Genomic DNA, 19,269 nt, shown 5'->3' with positions numbered 1-19,269 from the left:
GAGCAACGAATGAACCTGGAAACCTGGCTACTGTTCAGCGGCGCGGCACTGGTGGTGATTCTGATCCCCGGGCCGTTGTCACTGTTGATGATCAGCAACAGCCTCAATTATGGCTTGCGTCGGTCGTATCCAGCGTTTCTGGGCGGGGTGTTTGCCTCGATCTGCCTGCTCAGCGCCTCGGCCCTCGGTTTGGGCGCGCTGTTGCTGGCCTCGGAGCAGCTGTTCAGTGCCTTGAAAGTGCTGGGCGCGGCGTACCTGTTTTATCTGGCCTGGCAAAGCTGGCAGCAATCGCGGCAGCCGGCGCACGCTGCCGAAGTCCCGCAGGTGGCAAGCACGCCGCGCTTTGGCGCCCTGTTTGGCCGTGCGTTTGTACTGGGCGCCAGCAACCCCAAGGACATCCTGTTTTTTGCTGCGTTCCTGCCGCAATTTCTCAGCAGCCAGCAGGCGTTCCTGCCGCAGCTGCTGATAATGATTGCGACGTGGACGCTACTCGATTTGTGCTGCAAGCTGGCCTACGGACTGGGCGCACACGGCGCTGCCCGCTACTTGCGCAGCGGCAAGGGCCAAAGTTGGTTCAACCGCATCAGTGCCGCCCTGTTCAGTGGGGCGGGCATTGTTTCGCTGATCAAGGTCAGGCTGCCAGTTTGATGAAATAAACGGTGGCAGAAACCCGCCCATGAACGGGCCACTGAATGCCAGCCAAAATACGCACCAACCGTTGCTCACGCAGTGCGAGGTGAACCTCGGCCGACAACGCCGTGCTCATGTAGAGAGTGGATCGCGCCACGAACCAATGATCCGTCAACCTGGCGCCCAGGGTGAGGTGGCCCTGTTCAAACCAGTAAAAAGACAGGTAGTAGAGTGTGTCGGGTGAACGGGGATGCGTGGCGATGGCTTCCCGTACGGCTTTACCGCCGCGTATGACTTCGAACTCCCGAACACTGAACCCTTGCTCCTGCAGCACGCTCTTGACGGCATCGCGCTGCGCAATTTCGCGTTGCGCCGCCAGCCCTTTGCCTTCGCGCTGCAGTGGTCTTGCCAAGGGGCGCGGCGGCGTGAAGTCAATGCGCGTGAAGCCTGGGGCGGCACCCTGGTAGCTGATGAATGTGCTGTTTCGCCCTCGTTCAGTCGGCCGCAACATCCTCAATAAGTCGTCGGTCTGCCCGGGTTTTGCAGGGGCTGGCGGCAACCAGCTGTCCAGCGTTGCGCGCACATTGAGCAAATGGGTCGCCGTCGCCGCCCTGCTCGAATCCGACAGCTCAATCATCCTCGCTACGGTAAATTCGCGGCTTTTATGTGTCATGGAAGGAAAGGCGTCCGCCACATACGCCGTGAGCGGCTTATCGAACAAGGGCGCATGCAGCTGCCACCCGCCGGTTGGCGTGCGAGACGCCGCGAGGGGTTGTTCAAGCAGGTGCGTGCTTGTCCAACGCTCGATATCGGCCCGAGCCAACGAGACCGGGGGCTCATTCTTCGTAATAAACACGATATGGTTCAGCGGTGCTTGCCCACCCTGCGGCAGCAAGCGGTAAAAACCGCTCGAGGGGTCCGTCAGGCTTGTATAGGCGGGGGCGACCCGCAGGGCATTGTAGGAAAACCCGTGAGCATCCAATGGCACAAAAAAAATGCCCGGTGCGGGGGAGCTCAATTGCGTACTGATCGGGACTTGCATACGCCAATCGAGCCAATGGAGTGCGGGGTTGGAGGACTGGAGGATCCTGTTTTCCGTGGCACTGCGCACCACAGGTGGCCACCAGTCCGGCGCCGGCGATGCCCGCGCGGGCCATGGATCAAGCACGCCCGAACTGGTTCCGGCTGCCGGCAGAGGCGAATCCGCGCCGAGCAACCACTCCCTGGGCTCGTGAATATGGATGATCAGTTCGTCCTGTTCCGGCAACTGTGTGTTTTTCAAGCGCAACGACGGCTCGTTCCCGCGCCGGTAAGCCGGATAATGGTGAGTGCCATCTTCCACAAACAGCTCGCCATTTTTGACGTAGACACCTTCCCGCCCTGGCCCCTTCAACGCCACTGCGCCTTCGGGCACCGATTTGACTTTAAACCGCTCCAGTGCCGGAAGCTGCCTCACCGATGGAGCCGAACGGGGAGCGAGGCTCGGCTCGACACGCCAGCGATGCATCCGCCGCAACGCAGGCGGCAGAGCAGACCGGACAGCACCGGCCCCCGCTCTACCCGGGCCAGGTATGAAGGTCATGACCAGGCCGACCATGAAAAATTTTATCGTATCGGCCAGCACGTCTTTATCACGAGGATCACCAGAGCGTTGATAACGTTGCGCCGCGACGTATAACTCATAGAGGTCACTGAACAGACCGAAGACCGGAACAAAGAGGCTTAGCACCATGCGGACTTTGGCAATGCTTTCGTCGCGACGACGGCGTATTCGATATTCTTCCAGTGCCTTGTTGGAGTAACTGGCCGCCTGTGTCTGGCGCTGCAGTTCCTGCACGTACCCGCGATACAGCAACGCCTGGGCATTGCAGCCGGGGTTGGGGACAATCGCCAGCCAATCCTGAGGGTCACTGGCAATCTGTTCGAACACCTGCTCCTCTATCTGCTCAAGTGCCAGCGATGGCTCACGATGCTGCACGCGAAGTGCGCGCGACAGCCGCCAGATTCCTTTCACAAACGCGAAACCGGTGGCCACATCGAACAGGCTGGTGGCCTCCGGTTCGAGCATTGCCTGAAAGGCCCAGCCAGGCGCGACCTGCCGCGCCAGTGCCCTGGCGTTATCAGGCAATGCGCCAAGACGGTTCAACTCAGCCCGGGCCGTTTCAAGACAGTTGTACTCGGTAAGCACCAACGCTTGCGGGGCCTGGGGCCAATACACCAGGCAAAGCCGGGAACGCTTGTCTTCTATCACCACGATCCCGGCGACATAGCGATCATGCTGCATCGTATGCCCCACCACATGCACCCCGTACAGTTGTAATGCATGCCGGTTTTTCAACAGGTCCTGGGGCGCTTGTGCAGCCATTGCCGTGCTGAACACGCTTTGCGCTGTCGCCGACAACCCCTGTTGAACCGCAGAAAACAGATGATAGTCAGCGCCTGTGCGCAGCACGCGGTTCAACAATTCGGGAATACGTCCTTCGCTGGGCGAATACTCGGGGCTGGCCGGCGGGTAAAAGGTCGTTTTGATCAACGCGTCGTAGCGACCGCCGACATCCAGCGAAGACATCATTTGCCTCAGGTGGCCCGTGGAAAGTTTGCTCGGCCACATCCAACGCAGAAAGCATGCACGGTTGAGTGCGTATTGCGTCCAGGGGGCCAACGGGTCGAGGTTATGCAGCGCCAACTCGAGCAGGCTGAAGGCTCTGCACGCAGAGGTGGGGGGTAATGCCCGCTGGGGGTCCTTGAGCCGGCAAGCTTCGGCATGATCGCAATAGGTGCCGTGGATATCGCCTGACATCGCGATAAAGGGCTCGTCTATTTCCACCCCCAGGACGATCCCTTCCTGATGCAAACGGGCGGTCAACGCCTGGCGGGCAAACGTGTTCAAGTCCGGCAGGCGGTGTTCTTGCCGCGCCAAAAAGGCCCAGACGCTGCTCAGGTAACGCTTTTGCAAGCGCCTGAAGTGTTTACGCTGTGCCTGGGTTGAGCCTGTTAACCAGGAGGGCCGTTTTTTCGCGTCAAGCGCCGCCTTGCGCAACAACTCGATATTGGTCTGCGCCCGGCTCAGCGCGCTATTGGTCGGCACCTGCAGGTGGGTTTCCAATTCGGTCAGCAGCAGTGCACGGCTCAGCTCGGCGTCCTTGACCTCACTGAAAAGGCGCGTGACGTCATCGCCGCTTTTGTACAACCGATCACAGGAACCCAGCAGTTTCTTGAGGCATACCAAGGCAGGCTTGCCATCAATGGGCACATAGCGCACCCCCAGGGTGTGATGCGCCGCCAGTGCGCGCAAGCCGTTACGCTTGTCACGCGCAACGCTGCCCCAGAGCACCGAATCGTCCCGACTGGACAGGCTGGCCTTGACGCTTCGAGTCAACGCGTCCACACCGGCCAACGCGCTCAAACCACCGACCTCCCCGAAAACATACAGCACCACGGGCAGTTGCCGACGGGGGACCCTCACCGCTGCTGCAGTCGTCACCACCCAGGCGTTATGAAGCGGGTAAAACCCTTGCGACTCGCTGCCGATGACAACGCCCAGCACGCGGGTCTGGCTGTCGGGGCGATGGCTGGGCAGAGGCTGCTCCAGCACCTCCATCACCAGGTCGCGATGCGCCGTACTCAGCAGCTTGAGCCCGTGCTGCACCTGCACCTCGCAGCGCAACGCCTGGGTTTGCGCGTTCAGGAACGCCGTGACCCTTCTGGGCGTGCCCGCGCCACTGAGACGCGCGGACCAGAAATCAACCTCGAGCAAGCGTTGTCGAGCCCCTTGCGAAAACGTATTCAAGGTGTGGGCATGAACCTTGAGTTGGTCCACCCAGGCGACAAGTTCCTGATACGCCGCTGTCTCGGCGCCCGGATCAAGCGGGTCCAGTAAAGCGACCAGGCCTTTCTCATAACGCTCGACCTGCTGTTCCTGGGCGCGCAAGGCCAGCCCGGACGCGGAACCGGCGAGGACGATTTCGGCGTGCCGTCGCTGGTAGTCCCAGGTGAGCAGCTCGTCACACACTTCGCCAAGCCGGCCTCCACCGACCAACTGTTTCCTGTTGCCCTCCACAAACCTGAGGAAAGAGGCGGTATCAAGGGTAGGTGGCCGGTCCCGGGCAAATATTTGCGGGTGATAACGCGTTCCGGCACACGCCAATTCATTCTCCCACTGCTGCGTCAGCAACGCGTGCGCCTGCAGCGCCAACGCATCTCCCTCGATCTCCAGGCCACGGGTCACGCTCAACGCAGCGGACAAATCCGCAGGGCGGCATAGCACTTGGCGACGGTTCAAGGGCAGGCATTGCCAAAGCTCGTCAAACCTCGCCTTGCTCAGTTCCAGCAAGCCGCACTGAAGGGCCACGAAAGAAGGGTATTCATGGAAATTACGGGCGACGCCGGGCAGGTAAATAATGTGGGGCACGCCAACGGGGTCTCCTTCACGATAGATATGCAAGGCGCCTGCAATCGCAATCGAAGGCGTGCCTGGCCACAACAACCCGCCCACTCGAACCCGCGCCCAGTCACCACCGGCGCATCGACGCAACTCAGCGCTCGGCGCATCCGTCACCGCCTGCACCAACTCCATTCCGGCGCTCGACAGCTCATCCAGATGCCGCGCGATCAAGGCACGGTCGGCAAACAGCTCCTTGTGCAAGGCGACCCAGTACTCCCGTCGCGTCAGCCAGGAACCGTAAGCCAGGCTGTCCCAATACTGGGTCGTGGCCAAAGTCAGTCGTTCGAAGAGCCCCATCGCCCTCACCCGCTGCAAGGCTTCCAACGGCGTAAAGGGCAATCGATAGCCCGGTTTTCCTTTGACGCTCAGGGTGGTTGACGCGTAAACACTGGCGTCCATTGCGTGCTGAAAGAGCCACACAAGTGCCTGGCCCGTCAGGCTATCGACCTTCTCGGGCTGCCCGTCCTGTGCGGGCAGGGTAAACAGCACCTTGTCCGGATCCTCATCGAACGTGTTGAGCAACTGCGCGCGGATCACCTTCAGAATTCTGGGCGAGCGGCCGATCAGATGGGTCAGCGCCTGCGCCGATTCGCGACAGCGCATGTCGGCAAGGCAAAGCTGATTGATCAGGCGACTGGGATGAGTGCAAGTATTGATGCGCCGTTTCACCTGGCCGCGAATCGCCTGCCATTCGGCTTCGGCGGCCACTTCGGCGTGCGGGGTGTCGTCACTATCGCCGGTGTCCGACGCAGGGTTGGCAGCGAGAGGAAGGTGGGGCGTTTCGAGGGTCGAGGTCATGGCTGTTTTCTTCGCGTGGAAAAAGCCAGCCTAGGTAACGCGAGTATTCAAGGAAGGTTAGATAAATAACGCAGACGAAAAAAAGCCCGCAGTGTGGGCGGGCGAAAAACCAACGAAGAGCTTGGGGGTGTGTAGCGAGGTGACGCTCAGCTACCGCGATAGGTGGAGTAGCTGTAAGGCGAAATCAGTAGCGGGACATGGTAATGCTCCTGCTCGGCGCTGATGCCGAAGCGCAGGACCACCACGTCGAGAAAAGCCGGCTCCGGCAGTTGCACACCACGGGCACGGTAGTAGTCGCCGGCGCTGAATTGCAGCTGGTACACACCACTGCGGTAATCATCGCCTTGCAACAAAGGCGCGTCGCAGCGGCCGTCGCTGTTGGTCAAGGCCGTACCCACCAGCTCAAGTTGCGCGCCTTCGACGCGATACAGCTCAACCTTGATGGCACTGCCGGGGCTGCCGTGTGCGGCGTCCAAAACGTGTGTGGTCAAACGTCCCATGGCGTCTACGCGCCTCCCGAAGTCAGTAGAAAAGAAATCCGCACTTTTTCAGGGCAGCGAAAAAGCCGGCGATGACTGATTAAGACACTTTTCAAAAAAATTGTACACAATAAAAATCACAAAGTTATGGATCCACCCGCTGGCATTGGCTCAAGGACCAATCGACGAGTAAACCTTGCTTTTTAACGACCTTTTGTCCATTAGCTGACCAGTCAGGCAAGTTTCTTGCTACACCCTTTGCCAAGAGCTTCACAGAAAAAATGCAGAAATGTAGGCTTACAAAGTCGACGATAAGTTGTATACAATCACTCATCGCTGTGACGCCACCCAGTCATTTCGCTGCCCGGCCGCCACATGAATGATCACGAACAAGAAGGAAGACTGCAGTGAGCGCTGACTACCCACGCGACCTGATCGGTTACGGCAGTAACCCTCCTCACCCCCAATGGCCGGGCAAGGCGCGCATTGCGCTGTCTTTCGTACTCAACTACGAAGAAGGCGGCGAGCGCAACATTTTGCACGGCGATAAAGAGTCCGAGGCCTTCCTCTCGGAAATGGTCTCGGCCCAGCCGCTGCAAGGCGTGCGCAACATGAGCATGGAGTCGCTGTACGAATACGGCAGCCGTGCCGGCGTATGGCGCATCCTCAAGTTGTTCAAGGAATTTGATATCCCGCTGACCATCTTCGCCGTGGCCATGGCCGCCCAGCGCCACCCGGATGTGATCCGCGCGATGGTCGACGCCGGCCACGAGATCTGCAGCCACGGCTACCGCTGGATCGACTACCAGTACATGGACGAGGCTCAAGAGCGCGAGCACATGCTCGAAGCCATCCGCATCCTCACCGAGCTGACCGGAGAACGGCCGCTGGGCTGGTACACCGGGCGCACCGGCCCCAACACCCGCCGGCTGGTGATGGAGGAAGGCGGCTTCCTCTACGATTGCGACACCTACGACGACGACCTGCCCTACTGGGAACCCAACAACCCCACCGGCAAGCCGCACCTGGTGATCCCCTACACCCTGGACACCAACGACATGCGCTTCACCCAGGTGCAGGGTTTCAACAAGGGTGATGACTTCTTCGAATACCTGAAAGACGCGTTCGACGTGCTCTACGCTGAAGGCGCCGAGGCCCCGAAGATGCTGTCCATCGGCCTGCACTGCCGTCTGATTGGCCGCCCTGCGCGCCTGGCCTCATTGAAACGTTTTATCGAATACGTCAAAGGCCACGACCAGGTGTGGTTCACCCGCCGCGTTGACATTGCCCGCCACTGGCACGAAACCCATCCGTTCAAGGGAGCGGCCAAATGACTGCGTTCCAGACCGTCCAACCTTCGACCTTGAGCCGCGACGCATTCGTCAACGCCTTCGCCGACATCTACGAACACTCGCCATGGGTGGCCGAAAAGGCCTTCGACCTGGGCCAGGACCCTTCGATCGACGAAATCGAAACCCTGCACCAGCGCATGAGCGACATCCTGTTGAGCGCCGATCATGCCAGTCAACTGGCCTTGATCAACGCTCACCCGGACCTGGCCGGCAAAGCTGCCGTCCAGGGGCAACTCACCGAAGCCAGTACGAATGAACAAGCTGGCGCCGGTATTCACCAATGCACGAGTGAGGAGTTCTCGCGCTTCACCGAGCTGAACGATGCCTACAAGGCCAAGTTCAAGTTTCCCTTCATCATGGCGGTAAAAGGCAGCAACCGACACCAGATCCTGGCGGCGTTCGAAACGCGTATTCACAACTCGGTAGACGCCGAGTTCAAATGCGCACTGGCCGAGATCAACAAAATCGCGTTGTTCCGTTTACTGACTCTTTAAGCAACCCTCGCCCGAGTGTTCATGAGCACCCAGGGCCTGGTGAGCATCCCAAGCCACTCAATTCAAGGCAGACAAGAAGAATGAAAGCTTACGCCGTACCTTTCGAGAAGTTCGTCAACCTGGCCGACGCGCGTCTGGGCACCAAGATCCTTTCGGTGACCGATGACTGGTTCGCTGATGCCAACCGCCTGTTCCAGCCGACCCCGGCCGTGTGGAAGGAGGGCGTTTTCGATGACAACGGCAAGTGGATGGACGGCTGGGAGTCGCGCCGCAAGCGCTTCGAAGGCTACGACAGCGCGGTCATCCGCCTGGGCGTACCTGGCTCGATCAAGGGCGTGGACATCGACACTTCATTCTTCACCGGCAACTATCCACCGTCCGCCTCCCTGGAAGCCTGCTTCCTGGCCTCGGGCGACCCGGATGAAAACACCCAGTGGGTGGAAGTGCTGTCGGCCGTCGAGCTGCAAGGCAACAGCCACCACTACCACGAGATCAGCAACGACCAGGCGTTCAGCCACCTGCGCTTCAACATCTACCCGGATGGTGGCGTGGCCCGTCTGCGTGTGTACGGCATTCCGTTCCGCGACTGGTCCTCGATTGGCGACAACGAACAGGTTGACCTGGCTGCCGCGCTGAACGGCGGTCGTGCCCTGGCCTGCTCCGATGAACACTTTGGCCGCATGAGCAACATCCTCAACCCGGGCCGTGGCATCAATATGGGCGACGGCTGGGAAACTGCCCGTCGTCGCACGCCGGGCAATGACTGGGTGATCGTCGCCCTGGGCCATCCGGGCGAGATCGAGAAGATCATCGTCGACACCCTGCACTTCAAGGGCAACTACCCGGACACCTGCTCGATTCAGGGCGCCTTCGTCAAAGGCGGCACCGACAGCCAGATCGAAACCCAGTCGCTGTTCTGGCGCGAACTGCTGCCGGCGCAGAAACTGGAAATGCACGCCGAACACACGTTTGCCGAGCAGATCAAGGCGCTGGGCCCGATTACGCACATCCGCCTGAACGTGTTCCCGGATGGCGGTGTGAGCCGCCTGCGCGTCCTGGGCAAAGTAGCCAAGTAACGGCAGATCGTTCCCACGCTCCGCGTGGGAATGCATACCGTGACGCTCTGCGTCACAAAAGCGGACGCAGAGCGTCCGAGGCAGCGTTCCCACGCAGAGCGTGGGAACGATCGATAGACAGGATTAAGAGACAACCATGCGCACACTCGTGATCGAACCCCTGACCAAAGAAGCCTTCGCCCCTTTCGGAGACGTCATCGAAACCGACGGCAGCGATCACTTCATGATCAACAACGGGTCGACCATGCGCTTTCACAAACTGGCGACGGTCGACACCGCTACGCCTGAAGACCACGCCATCATCAGTATTTTCCGCGCCGACGCGCAGGATATGCCGCTGACCGTGTGCATGCTGGAACGACACCCGCTGGGCAGCCAGGCTTTCATTCCGCTGCTCGGCAACCCCTTTCTGATCGTGGTCGCGCCACTTGGCGATGCACCTGTATCGGGCTTGGTCCGCGCCTTCGTCACCAACGGCAGGCAGGGCATTAATTACCATCGCGGCGTCTGGCACCACCCGGTGCTGACGATCGAAAAGCGGGATGACTTCCTGGTGGTTGATCGCAGTGGCACAGGCAATAACTGCGATGAGCATTTTTTCAAAGAGGATGAGCGGTTGATCCTCGCCCCCCACCAATAAGAGAAGGTCTGATCACCCGACAACAGGGTGACAGGCGAGAGGTAAAGACTGTGGAAGCACATTTGATGGAATGGCTGAACCTGAGCGTGCGCTGGGTTCACATGATCACGGGCGTCGCGTGGATCGGCGCTTCTTTCTACTTTGTCTGGCTGGAAAACAACCTCAATCGCGTCAACCCCAAGAGCGGCCTGGCCGGTGACTTGTGGGCGATCCACGGTGGCGGTATCTACCACCTGGAAAAATACAAACTGGCCCCGCCGACCATGCCGGACAACCTGCACTGGTTCAAATGGGAAGCCTATTTCACCTGGATGTCGGGCATTGCACTGTTGTGCGTGGTGTTCTACTGGAACCCGACCTTGTACCTGCTGGCTCCGGGCAGCAGCCTCAGTGGTCCGGAAGGCGTGTTGCTGGGCATTGGCTCACTGTTCGCCGGCTGGTTCATCTACTCTTTCCTCTGCGACTCGGCCCTGGGCAAGCGCCCTGCCCTGCTCGGGTTCATCCTGTTCGTGCTGTTGATTGCCGCCGCGTACGGCTTCAGCAAAGTGTTCAGTGGCCGTGGCGCCTACCTGCACGTGGGTGCGGTGATCGGCACCATCATGGTCGGTAACGTGTTCCGCATCATCATGCCCGCCCAGCGTGCACTGGTGGCGGCGATTGCCGAGAACCGCACGCCGGACCCGGCACTGCCGGCCAAGGGCTTGCTGCGTTCGCGCCACAACAACTACTTCACCTTGCCGGTGCTGTTCATCATGATCAGCAACCACTTCCCGAGCACCTACGGCAGCCAATACAACTGGCTGATCCTGGCGGGCATCGCGGTGGCGGCGGTGTTGGTGCGGCACTACTTCAACACCCGTCATGACAGCCAGAAATATGCGTGGACGCTGCCGGTCGGGGCGTTGGCGATGATTACCCTGGCTTACGTGACCGGGCCCAAGCCCGTCGCCGAAGTGGCCACGGCCCCTGCAGCCATCGAATACCAGCCCTTGCCGGAAACCGCATTGGGTGGTGGCCTCAAACCTGCCGCGCCGGCAGAACCGGCTGCCGCACCGGCGTCGGCGCCTGCCCAGGCCTCGATTGATTTCGACAAGGTGCACGGCGTGATCCAGGAGCGCTGCGCCGTGTGCCACTCGGCCAAGCCCACCAGCCCGCTGTTCAGCACTGCACCGGCGGGCGTGATGTTCGACACCCCGGCGCAGATCCAGCAGCAGGCGGCGCGCATTCAGGCGCAGGCGGTGGCCAGCCAGATCATGCCGCTGGGCAACATCACCCAGATGACCCAGCAGGAGCGGGACTTGATTGGCACCTGGATCAATCAAGGAGCCCGCACTAACTGACTGCTCCCGCTCATAGGTAGGAGGGCTTTGTGTGGGAGCTGGCTTGCCTGCGATGCATGCGCCTCGGTGTAGCAGGTCTACCGAGATGATGCCATCGCAGGCAAGCCAGCTCCCACACAGGTCAACTCTCACAATTGAGATCAGCTTTGCTCTGAAAATTGAGTTCCACCCGGCAATTGAATGCCGAACAACACAACAATAAAAAAGATTCGAGGTGTTGCATGACCGAGTTAGCCGAACCGCAGATTCCTGCCGCACCCGCCATGGTGCGGCTGCCCCTCTTGCAACTGATTCTGGTAGGCCTGCAACACGTCTTGCTGATGTACGGCGGCGCCGTCGCCGTGCCCCTGATCATTGGCCAGGCCGCCGGCCTCGGCCGTGAAGAAATCGCCTTTCTGATCAACGCCGACCTGCTGGTGGCCGGTATCGCCACCATGGTGCAGTCGTTCGGCATCGGCCCGGTGGGCATCCGCATGCCGGTGATGATGGGCGCCAGTTTCGCCGCCGTCGGCAGCATGGTCGCCATGGCCGGCATGCCAGGCATCGGTTTGCAGGGCATCTTCGGCGCAACCATCGCCGCCGGGTTCTTCGGCATGCTGATCGCGCCGTTCATGTCCAAGGTCGTGCGCTTCTTTCCGCCATTGGTAACCGGCACGGTGATCACCGCCATTGGCCTCTCGCTGTTCCCGGTCGCCGTGAACTGGGCCGGTGGCGGCAGCGCTGCGGCCACTTTCGGCTCGCCGGTATACCTGGCGATTGCCGCACTGGTGCTGGGCACCATCCTGCTGATCAACCGCTTCATGCGCGGCTTCTGGGTGAACATCTCGGTGCTGATCGGCATGGGCCTGGGCTACCTGCTGTGCGGCCTGCTGGGCATGGTCGATCTCAGCGGCCTGGCCCACGCGCCCTGGGTGCAAGTGGTGACGCCGCTGCACTTTGGCATGCCCACGTTCGAATTGGCGCCGATTTTGTCGATGTGCCTGGTGGTGGTGATCATCTTTGTCGAGTCCACCGGCATGTTCCTCGCGCTGGGCAAGATCACCGGCCAGGACGTCACCTCGAAAATGCTGCGTCGCGGCTTGTTGTGTGATGCCGGCGCATCGTTTTTCGCCGGGTTCTTCAACACCTTCACCCACTCCTCGTTCGCACAGAATATCGGCCTGGTGCAGATGACCGGCGTGCGTTGCCGCTCGGTGACGATCATGGCCGGCGCCTTTCTGATCGTGCTGAGCCTGCTGCCCAAAGCTGCATTCCTGGTGGCATCGATCCCGCCGGCAGTGCTGGGCGGCGCAGCGATTGCCATGTTTGGCATGGTGGCGGCCACCGGTATCAAGATTTTGCAGGAGGCCGATATCGCCGACCGGCGCAACCAGTTGCTGGTCGCCGTGAGCATCGGCATGGGCCTGATTCCGGTGGTGCGCCCCGAGTTCTTCGCGCAACTGCCGCTGTGGATGAGCCCGATTACCCACAGCGGCATCGCCATGGCCACCCTCAGCGCGTTGTCGCTGAACATACTCTTCAACATCCTCGGTGGTTCTGAACGACCTGCCGTCGCCCATACGCATTGATTCCGCCCGTTATCCAATAACAACAAAAACAATAACGAACAGGAAACACCCACATGCACGCCATTCACCCGGGGCCGGCCACAAGCTGCGCCCCATTCTCGCCCCACGCGCTCTGTAACAGCGCACTTGAGCCAAGGCCTGGGAGCCAGTATTCTCCGCGCCCGCTCGAATCGACTCAAAAAAAAACAGCGAATGTAAAAGCTGACTGCAGGGCCAACTTATCCGGGCCTGATGTCTGCGGCCAACCTGTACTGAAAACCTCTGGTTTCGACTGCATCAAGTGCAGCCGAAGGCGTTTTATTGGCTTTTTGAACAGCTTGGCGCAGCTCTTGCTAAAAGCATTAAAGCTGACCAAACAGACGATTTTTGCAGCGAACCAAAAGGCGCCACACCAGAGCGCCTGCGTAGAAAAACAACCATAAAACTTTGACTCGGGAGCAACCGAATGAAACCTATGTTGAAAGGCTTGATGCTGGCAGGATCCCTGCTGGCTGGCGGTCAGGCCGTGGCCGGTGACTTGTTGCAATGGCAGAACAACAGCCTGACGTACCTGTGGGGCAAGAACTTCACTGTTAACCCGCAGATCCAGCAAACCGTCACTTTCGAACATGCTGACGCATGGAAGTACGGCGATAACTTTATCTTCGTCGACCGCATCTTTTACAACGGCAAGGAAGACGGCAACGTCGGGCCGAGCACTTACTATGGCGAGATCAGCCCGCGCTTGTCGTTCGGCAAGATCTTCGACACAGACCTCTCATTCGGCCCAATCAAAGATGTATTGCTGGCCTTCACTTACGAGTTCGGCGAGGGCGATAACGAGTCCTACCTGCTCGGCCCGGGCTTTGACCTGAACATTCCCGGTTTCGACTACTTCCAGTTGAACTTCTACCAGCGCCAGACCGAAGGCAACCGCCCGGGTGACGGTGTTTGGCAGATCACGCCGGTATGGTCGTACACCATCCCTGTCGGCAACTCCAACGTGTTGATCGACGGCTTCATGGACTGGGTGGTGGACAACGACAAGAACGCCCGTGGCACTTACCACGCCAACCTGCACTTCAACCCGCAGATCAAATATGACTTGGGCAAGGCGCTGCATTGGGGCGACAAGCAGTTGTATGTGGGTATCGAATACGACTACTGGAAGAACAAGTACGGGATTGAGGACAGTGGCGCGTTTGAAACCAATCAGGACACCGCGAGCCTGCTGGTCAAATACCACTTCTAACTGACACCGCCGCTCTCCTGTGGGAGCTGGCTTGCCTGCGATAGCGGTCTTTCTGTGCCAATGTTATTGGCTGACCCACCGTTATCGCAGCGGTGCGGCGGTCCGACAAGCCAGCTCCCACATTCAGTTCGGTGTGAGCCCCAGGAATTTCAACAATTGCTCACGCTTGGCCATCGCATCCCGCCGCCCCAACTCGATCAACTCGCTGCAATACCCCGCCTCGAACAGCAAGTAACTCAGCACCCCCGCCCCACTCGTCTTGGTCGCCCCCGGCCCGCGCAAAAACAGGCGTAGCGCCGCCGGTAATTCCTGGCGATGCCGCGCGGCGATTTCATCGATGGGCTGGCTCGGCGCAATCACCAGCACTTCCACCGGCGCCAGGCCCTGTATGGCAGCATCGGACGGTAACAGGTGGCTGAACTGGTTCAGGCGCTCCAGCAGTTCGATGTCACTCTCCAGGCTGTCAATGAACGTGCTGTTGAGCATATGCCCGCCGATCTGCGCCAGCGTCGGCTCCTGGCCGGTGTAGGTGCGCTGGGCCGACGGCTCGTTCCCCCGCGGGTTACCGCTGACGCCCACCACCAGCACGCGGCTGGCACCGAGGTGCAAGGCCGGGCTGATGGGCGCCGACTGGCGCACCGCGCCGTCGCCGAAATATTCCTGATCAAGTTTGACCGGGGCAAACAGCAAGGGAATCGCCGAACTGGCCAGCAAATGCTCAACGGTCAATTGGGTGGGCACGCCGATTCGCCGATGACGCAGCCACGGGTGGATGGTGCCGCCACCTTGATAAAAGGTCACCGCTTGCCCGGACTCATAACCGAACGCGGTGACCGCCACCGCATGCAGACGTTGCTGGCGAATGGCCTCGTTGATGCCTTCCAGGTGCAGTTTGTCGCGAAGCAACTCTCGCAACGGCGAGCTGTTGAGCAGCGCCACCGGCCGTTGCGCGCCGAACCCCAGCAAGCTGTGGGTAAAGAAACGGCTGGCTTGACGCACCACGCCGGGCCAGTCGCTACGCAACACCAGATGGCTGCGAAAGCCTTGCCAGAACGCGGTCAGGCGTTCGATGGCGGCCGTAAAGTCCATGGCGCCGCTGGCCAGGCTCACCGCGTTGATCGCACCGGCCGAGGTGCCGACGATCACCGGAAACGGGTTCGGCGCCCCTGGTGGCAATAACTCGGCAATCGCCGCCAACACCCCCACCTGATAAGCCGCTCGCGCCCCGCCGCCGGAAAGAATCAAACCTGTGACCGGTTCAGCTGGGCGCATCGCATCACTCCATGTTGGAAAGGTCAGTCGTATTGTTTGTCTCAGCGAGGGCGTTTTTCGTACAGCTTGGGCTCACCCGGCGGACGGCTCTTGAAGCGGCGATGCGTCCACAAGTATTGCTCCGGGCATTCACGCACCGAGGCCTCGACCCACTGGTTGATGCGCAGGCAATCGATCTCGTCGGTTTCGCCGGGGAAATCCGTCAGCGGCGGGTGAATCACCAGGCGATAACCACTGCCATCCGCCAAGCGTTCCTGAGTGAATGGCACCACCAGCGCCTTGCCCAGCTTGGCAAACTTGCTGGTGGCGGTGACCGTAGCGGCCTGAATGCCGAACAGTGGCACGAAGATGCTTTGCTTGGCGCCGTAGTCCTGGTCGGGTGCGTACCAGATGGCGCGACCGGCGCGCAGCAGCTTGAGCATGCCGCGTACGTCGTCACGCTCCACCGCCAAGGAATCGAGGTTATGCCGCTCGCGGCCACGGCGCTGGATAAAGTCGAACAGCGGGTTGCCATGCTCGCGGTACATGCCGTCGATGGTGTGCTTTTGCCCGAGCAGTGCCGCGCCGATTTCCAACGTGGTGAAATGCAGGGCCATCAGGATCACGCCCTTGCCGTCCAACTGCGCCTGCTTCAGGTGCTCCAGCCCTTCAACGTGGGCCAAACGCGCCAGGCGCGGCTTGGGCCACCACCAGCTCATGGCCATTTCAAAAAAGGCGATACCGGTGGACGCAAAGTTTTCCTTGAGCAGGCGCTTGCGCTCCTGGGCGGTTTTTTCCGGGAAGCACAATTCCAGGTTGCGCGCGGCGATGCGGCGGCGGTCACCGGCCACACGGTACATGCCCGCGCCGAGTAAACGACCAATGGTCAACAACGCCCGATACGGCAACAGAGTGATCAGCCACAGCAGGCCGAGCCCCAGCCATAGCAGCCAAAAACGCGGGTGAAGAAATGCAGCACGAAAACGCGGGCGATCCATTACAGATTCCGGTAAAGACAAGGGCCGCGCATTCTACAACGGATCGACTCGGCTTGCGGCCCGGGGTTGTTCTCGTTATAAGTCTCGACACTTTTCGTGACAAGCCGCTTTTGCCGACCATGAGCCAAACCGAACCGCTAGACCAAGATCCCGTGTTCCAGCTGAAAGGCAGCATGCTCGCCATCACCGTGCTGGAGTTGGCCCGCAACGACCTCGACGCCCTGGACCGCCAACTGGCTGCCAAGGTCGCCCTGGCGCCGAATTTTTTCAACAATGCGCCGCTGGTGCTGGCCCTGGACAAACTCCCGGCCGGCCAGGGCGCAATTGACTTGCCCGGCCTGATGCGCGTGTGCCGCTCCCATGGTTTGCGCACCCTGGCCATTCGCGCCAGCCGTATCGAAGACATCGCCGCCGCCATCGCCATTGAACTGCCAGTATTGCCGCCGTCCGGTGCCCGCGAGCGTCCGCTCGAACCGCTGGAAGGTGAGGTGAAGAAAAAACCGGAAAAACCACCTGAGCCGATGATCAAGCCTACAAAGATCATCACCTCCCCCGTACGCGGCGGGCAGCAGATTTACGCCCAGGGCGGTGACCTGGTGGTGGTCGCTCCGGTCAGCCCGGGGGCGGAACTTCTCGCCGATGGCAACATCCATGTATACGGCCCGATGCGCGGCCGTGCCCTCGCCGGCATAAAGGGTGATACAAAGGCGCGGATTTTTTGCCAGCAGTTGACCGCTGAGCTAGTGTCCATCGCAGGCCAGTACAAGGTTTCAGAAGATTTGCGCCGTGATCCGCTGTGGGGGGCCGGGGTACAAGTCAGCCTGTCGGGCGATGTGTTGAACATCATCCGTCTTTAACGGATACTGCCGCATTTTCCAAGCATCTCTAGACTCTGATAGCACAGCGAAACCGGCAAGACTTGCGTAGGAATAATTGGAAGTTAGTGTTTGCCTCGCGCAAACCAGATCTTTTTCCTACAAAGGCTGTCCGCCTGCAGCGAGTTCCAAGAGATGTTTTTCAGGGACCGAAAAGTCCTTTTTCCTTAGGGGTGAAACACCTTGGCCAAGATTCTCGTGGTTACATCCGGCAAGGGTGGTGTGGGTAAGACCACCACCAGCGCCGCTATCGGTACCGGCCTCGCTCTGCGCGGCCACAAAACAGTCATCGTCGACTTCGACGTCGGTTTGCGTAACCTCGACCTGATCATGGGCTGCGAGCGCCGCGTGGTGTACGACTTCGTCAACGTGGTCAACGGCGAAGCCAACCTGCAACAGGCCCTGATCAAGGACAAACGCCTTGAGAACCTGTATGTGCTGGCCGCCAGCCAGACCCGTGACAAGGACGCGCTGACCAAAGAAGGCGTGGGCAAAGTCCTCGCCGAGCTGAAAGAAACCTTCGAATACGTGGTGTGCGACTCCCCGGCCGGGATCGAGACCGGTGCTCACCTGGCGATGTACTTCGCCGATGAAGCCATCGTGGTGACCAACCCGGAAGTTTCCTCGGTACGTGACTCGGACCGCATGCTCGGCCTGCTGGCCAGCAAGTCCCAGCGCGCCGAAAAAGGCGAAGACCCGATCAAGGAGCACTTGCTGCTCACCCGCTACAACCCTGAGCGCGTCAGCAATGGCGAAATGCTCGGCGTTGAAGACGTGAAGGAAATCCTCGCAGTGACCCTGCTGGGCGTGATCCCCGAATCCCAGGCCGTACTCAAAGCCTCCAACCAGGGTGTTCCGGTCATTCTCGACGACCAGAGCGACGCCGGCCAGGCGTACAGCGATGCCGTTGATCGCCTGCTGGGCAAGTCCGTGGAACATCGCTTCCTCGATGTCAAGAAGAAGGGATTCTTCGAGCGTATCTTTGGAGGCAACTAAACAATGAAATTTCTCGACTTCTTTCGCGCCAACAAAAAGCCAACGACCGCGTCGGTCGCGAAAGAGCGTCTACAGATCATCGTGGCGCACGAACGCGGCCAACGCAGCACCCCGGACTACCTGCCAGCCTTGCAGAAGGAACTGGTGGAGGTGATCCGCAAGTACGTCAACATCGGCAACGACGACGTCCATGTCGCCCTGGAAAACGACGGCAGCTGCTCGATTCTGGAACTCAATATCACCCTGCCTGATCGTTAATCGAAAAGGCGGTTGCCACGGCGGCTCGGCCACCTCGATCCCTTTTCGGGAACCGGGTGGGCGAGCCGCCGTTGGCGTTTGTTACGAGGCTGTTTAATGCCGCTGTCCAATATCCACATCCTGCATCAGGACGACGCCGTCCTGGTGGTGAACAAACCGACCCTGCTGCTCTCGGTACCTGGCCGCGCCGACGACAACAAGGACTGCCTGATCACCCGCCTGCAGGAAAACGGTTACCCCGAAGCCCGCATCGTCCATCGCCTGGACTGGGAAACCTCGGGGATCATCCTGCTCGCCCGCGACGCCGACACCCACCGCGAACTGTCGCGCCAGTTTCACGACCGCGAAACCGAAAAGGCCTACACCGCTTTGGCCTGGGGCCAGCCGGCACTCGACAGCGGCAGCATCGACCTGCCCCTGCGCTACGACCCGCCGACCAAACCCCGCCATGTGGTGGACCACGAGTTCGGCAAACACGCGCTGACCTTCTGGAAAGTGCTGGAGCGTTGTGGCGACTGGTGCCGTGTGGAGCTGACGCCGATTACCGGGCGCTCCCATCAACTGCGTGTGCACATGCTTTCGATCGGCCACCCGTTGCTGGGTGATGGCCTCTATGCCCATGAACAAGCCCTGGCCGCGTGGCCACGCCTGTGCCTGCATGCCAGCATGCTGAGCTTCACCCACCCGCAAAGCGGCGAACGCCTGCGCTTCGAGTGCCCTGCACCTTTTTAATCTGCAAACCCAATCAACTGTGGGAGCTGGCTTGTCGGACCGCCGCACCGCTGCGATAGCGGTCTATCAGAAACAAATGTGGCGCTGATACACCGCTATCGCAGGCA

17 protein-coding genes are annotated in these 19,269 nt (G+C 60.3%); 13 read left to right on the top strand and 4 right to left on the bottom strand.

Translation table 11 applies throughout. The features are described from left to right. Positions 1-9 precede the first annotated feature (9 nt). Positions 10-648: a LysE family translocator gene (locus tag ATI14_RS16880; protein WP_016970134.1), complete on the top strand. Its 639-nt coding sequence runs from the start codon at positions 10-12 to the stop codon at positions 646-648. Here ATI14_RS16880 and ATI14_RS16875 read toward each other — a convergent pair. Together ATI14_RS16875 and uraH are read right to left on the bottom strand one after the other, a co-directional pair. Further along, positions 632-5,872 carry a dermonecrotic toxin domain-containing protein gene (locus tag ATI14_RS16875; protein ID WP_016970135.1) on the bottom strand — a complete coding sequence of 1,747 codons (5,241 nt, stop codon included), beginning with the start codon at positions 5,870-5,872 and terminating at the stop codon, positions 632-634. The two genes, ATI14_RS16880 and ATI14_RS16875, sit on opposite strands and share 17 nt — an antisense overlap. 146 nt (positions 5,873-6,018) lie before the next feature. Beyond that, positions 6,019-6,372: a hydroxyisourate hydrolase gene (gene uraH, locus ATI14_RS16870; protein WP_016970136.1), complete on the bottom strand. Its 354-nt coding sequence runs from the start codon at positions 6,370-6,372 to the stop codon at positions 6,019-6,021. A gap of 386 nt (positions 6,373-6,758) precedes the next feature. Between uraH and puuE the strand changes: the two genes are divergently transcribed. The 8 genes from puuE to ATI14_RS16835 all read left to right on the top strand — a co-directional run bounded on the left by puuE (position 6,759) and on the right by ATI14_RS16835 (position 14,052). Further along, on the top strand, positions 6,759-7,685 hold the full coding sequence (puuE, locus tag ATI14_RS16865; protein ID WP_017254848.1) for an allantoinase PuuE: 927 nt from the start codon (positions 6,759-6,761) through the stop codon (positions 7,683-7,685). Further along, the gene (gene uraD, locus ATI14_RS16860; protein ID WP_016970138.1) at positions 7,682-8,197 is read left to right on the top strand and encodes a 2-oxo-4-hydroxy-4-carboxy-5-ureidoimidazoline decarboxylase; all 516 of its coding nucleotides are present in this window, start codon (positions 7,682-7,684) and stop codon (positions 8,195-8,197) included. Before puuE ends, uraD begins: the two co-directional genes overlap by 4 nt. An 80-nt stretch (positions 8,198-8,277) precedes the next feature. Next, positions 8,278-9,273: an allantoicase gene (alc, locus tag ATI14_RS16855; protein ID WP_016970139.1), complete on the top strand. Its 996-nt coding sequence runs from the start codon at positions 8,278-8,280 to the stop codon at positions 9,271-9,273. Between the two features lie 136 nt (positions 9,274-9,409). After that, positions 9,410-9,913, top strand: coding sequence for an ureidoglycolate lyase (locus tag ATI14_RS16850; protein ID WP_017254847.1), 504 nt, complete (start codon positions 9,410-9,412; stop codon positions 9,911-9,913). A 50-nt stretch (positions 9,914-9,963) separates the two neighbouring features. Continuing rightward, entirely contained in the window at positions 9,964-11,253 is a 1,290-nt protein-coding gene (locus tag ATI14_RS16845; RefSeq protein ID WP_016970140.1) for a urate hydroxylase PuuD, read from the top strand. Positions 11,254-11,474: 221 nt separating this feature from the next. Beyond that, positions 11,475-12,821 carry a nucleobase:cation symporter-2 family protein gene (locus tag ATI14_RS16840; RefSeq protein WP_080520592.1) on the top strand — a complete coding sequence of 449 codons (1,347 nt, stop codon included), beginning with the start codon at positions 11,475-11,477 and terminating at the stop codon, positions 12,819-12,821. A 53-nt stretch (positions 12,822-12,874) separates the two neighbouring features. Further along, positions 12,875-13,243 carry a hypothetical protein gene (locus ATI14_RS31175; protein WP_130886683.1) on the top strand — a complete coding sequence of 123 codons (369 nt, stop codon included), beginning with the start codon at positions 12,875-12,877 and terminating at the stop codon, positions 13,241-13,243. A 23-nt stretch (positions 13,244-13,266) separates the two neighbouring features. Next, positions 13,267-14,052: an outer membrane protein OmpK gene (locus ATI14_RS16835; protein WP_016970142.1), complete on the top strand. Its 786-nt coding sequence runs from the start codon at positions 13,267-13,269 to the stop codon at positions 14,050-14,052. Between the two features lie 123 nt (positions 14,053-14,175). Here the strand turns inward: ATI14_RS16835 and ATI14_RS16830 are convergent, their stop codons facing one another. Then, the gene (locus ATI14_RS16830) at positions 14,176-15,324 is read right to left on the bottom strand and encodes a patatin-like phospholipase family protein (RefSeq protein ID WP_016970143.1); all 1,149 of its coding nucleotides are present in this window, start codon (positions 15,322-15,324) and stop codon (positions 14,176-14,178) included. Between the two features lie 41 nt (positions 15,325-15,365). Beyond that, complete coding sequence (locus tag ATI14_RS16825) at positions 15,366-16,301, bottom strand: lipid A biosynthesis lauroyl acyltransferase (RefSeq protein WP_016970144.1); 936 nt, start codon at positions 16,299-16,301, stop codon at positions 15,366-15,368. A gap of 119 nt (positions 16,302-16,420) precedes the next feature. Between ATI14_RS16825 and minC the strand changes: the two genes are divergently transcribed. The 4 genes from minC (at position 16,421) to ATI14_RS16805 (ending at position 19,162) form a co-directional block, all read left to right on the top strand. Beyond that, positions 16,421-17,158, top strand: a complete 738-nt coding sequence (gene minC, locus ATI14_RS16820; RefSeq protein WP_016970145.1) for a septum site-determining protein MinC — start codon at positions 16,421-16,423, stop codon at positions 17,156-17,158. A gap of 201 nt (positions 17,159-17,359) precedes the next feature. Further along, positions 17,360-18,172, top strand: coding sequence for a septum site-determining protein MinD (minD, locus tag ATI14_RS16815; protein ID WP_016970146.1), 813 nt, complete (start codon positions 17,360-17,362; stop codon positions 18,170-18,172). Positions 18,173-18,175: 3 nt separating this feature from the next. Then, on the top strand, positions 18,176-18,430 hold the full coding sequence (gene minE / locus ATI14_RS16810; protein WP_010208824.1) for a cell division topological specificity factor MinE: 255 nt from the start codon (positions 18,176-18,178) through the stop codon (positions 18,428-18,430). 96 nt (positions 18,431-18,526) lie between these two features. Continuing rightward, positions 18,527-19,162 carry an RluA family pseudouridine synthase gene (locus ATI14_RS16805; RefSeq protein WP_003192838.1) on the top strand — a complete coding sequence of 212 codons (636 nt, stop codon included), beginning with the start codon at positions 18,527-18,529 and terminating at the stop codon, positions 19,160-19,162. Positions 19,163-19,269: the final 107 nt, after the last annotated feature.

This window comes from Pseudomonas tolaasii NCPPB 2192, assembly GCF_002813445.1.
Classification (GTDB): domain Bacteria; phylum Pseudomonadota; class Gammaproteobacteria; order Pseudomonadales; family Pseudomonadaceae; genus Aquipseudomonas; species Aquipseudomonas tolaasii.
Note: the sequence above shows the minus strand (reverse complement) of the source record. Positions and strands in the feature narration are given on the sequence as shown.

What these genes read in the sequence shown, in the direction of transcription:
- ATI14_RS16880 (WP_016970134.1), top strand. Translation starts at nt 10, where the DNA reads ATGAACCTGGAAACCTGGCTACTGTTCAGCGGCGCGGCACTGGTGGTG.
- ATI14_RS16875 (WP_016970135.1), bottom strand. Translation starts at nt 5,872, where the DNA reads ATGACCTCGACCCTCGAAACGCCCCACCTTCCTCTCGCTGCCAACCCT.
- uraH (WP_016970136.1), bottom strand. Translation starts at nt 6,372, where the DNA reads ATGGGACGTTTGACCACACACGTTTTGGACGCCGCACACGGCAGCCCC.
- uraD (WP_016970138.1), top strand. Translation starts at nt 7,682, where the DNA reads ATGACTGCGTTCCAGACCGTCCAACCTTCGACCTTGAGCCGCGACGCA.
- alc (WP_016970139.1), top strand. Translation starts at nt 8,278, where the DNA reads ATGAAAGCTTACGCCGTACCTTTCGAGAAGTTCGTCAACCTGGCCGAC.
- ATI14_RS16850 (WP_017254847.1), top strand. Translation starts at nt 9,410, where the DNA reads ATGCGCACACTCGTGATCGAACCCCTGACCAAAGAAGCCTTCGCCCCT.
- ATI14_RS16840 (WP_080520592.1), top strand. Translation starts at nt 11,475, where the DNA reads ATGACCGAGTTAGCCGAACCGCAGATTCCTGCCGCACCCGCCATGGTG.
- ATI14_RS31175 (WP_130886683.1), top strand. Translation starts at nt 12,875, where the DNA reads ATGCACGCCATTCACCCGGGGCCGGCCACAAGCTGCGCCCCATTCTCG.
- ATI14_RS16835 (WP_016970142.1), top strand. Translation starts at nt 13,267, where the DNA reads ATGAAACCTATGTTGAAAGGCTTGATGCTGGCAGGATCCCTGCTGGCT.
- ATI14_RS16830 (WP_016970143.1), bottom strand. Translation starts at nt 15,324, where the DNA reads ATGCGCCCAGCTGAACCGGTCACAGGTTTGATTCTTTCCGGCGGCGGG.
- ATI14_RS16825 (WP_016970144.1), bottom strand. Translation starts at nt 16,301, where the DNA reads ATGGATCGCCCGCGTTTTCGTGCTGCATTTCTTCACCCGCGTTTTTGG.
- minC (WP_016970145.1), top strand. Translation starts at nt 16,421, where the DNA reads ATGAGCCAAACCGAACCGCTAGACCAAGATCCCGTGTTCCAGCTGAAA.
- minE (WP_010208824.1), top strand. Translation starts at nt 18,176, where the DNA reads ATGAAATTTCTCGACTTCTTTCGCGCCAACAAAAAGCCAACGACCGCG.
- ATI14_RS16805 (WP_003192838.1), top strand. Translation starts at nt 18,527, where the DNA reads ATGCCGCTGTCCAATATCCACATCCTGCATCAGGACGACGCCGTCCTG.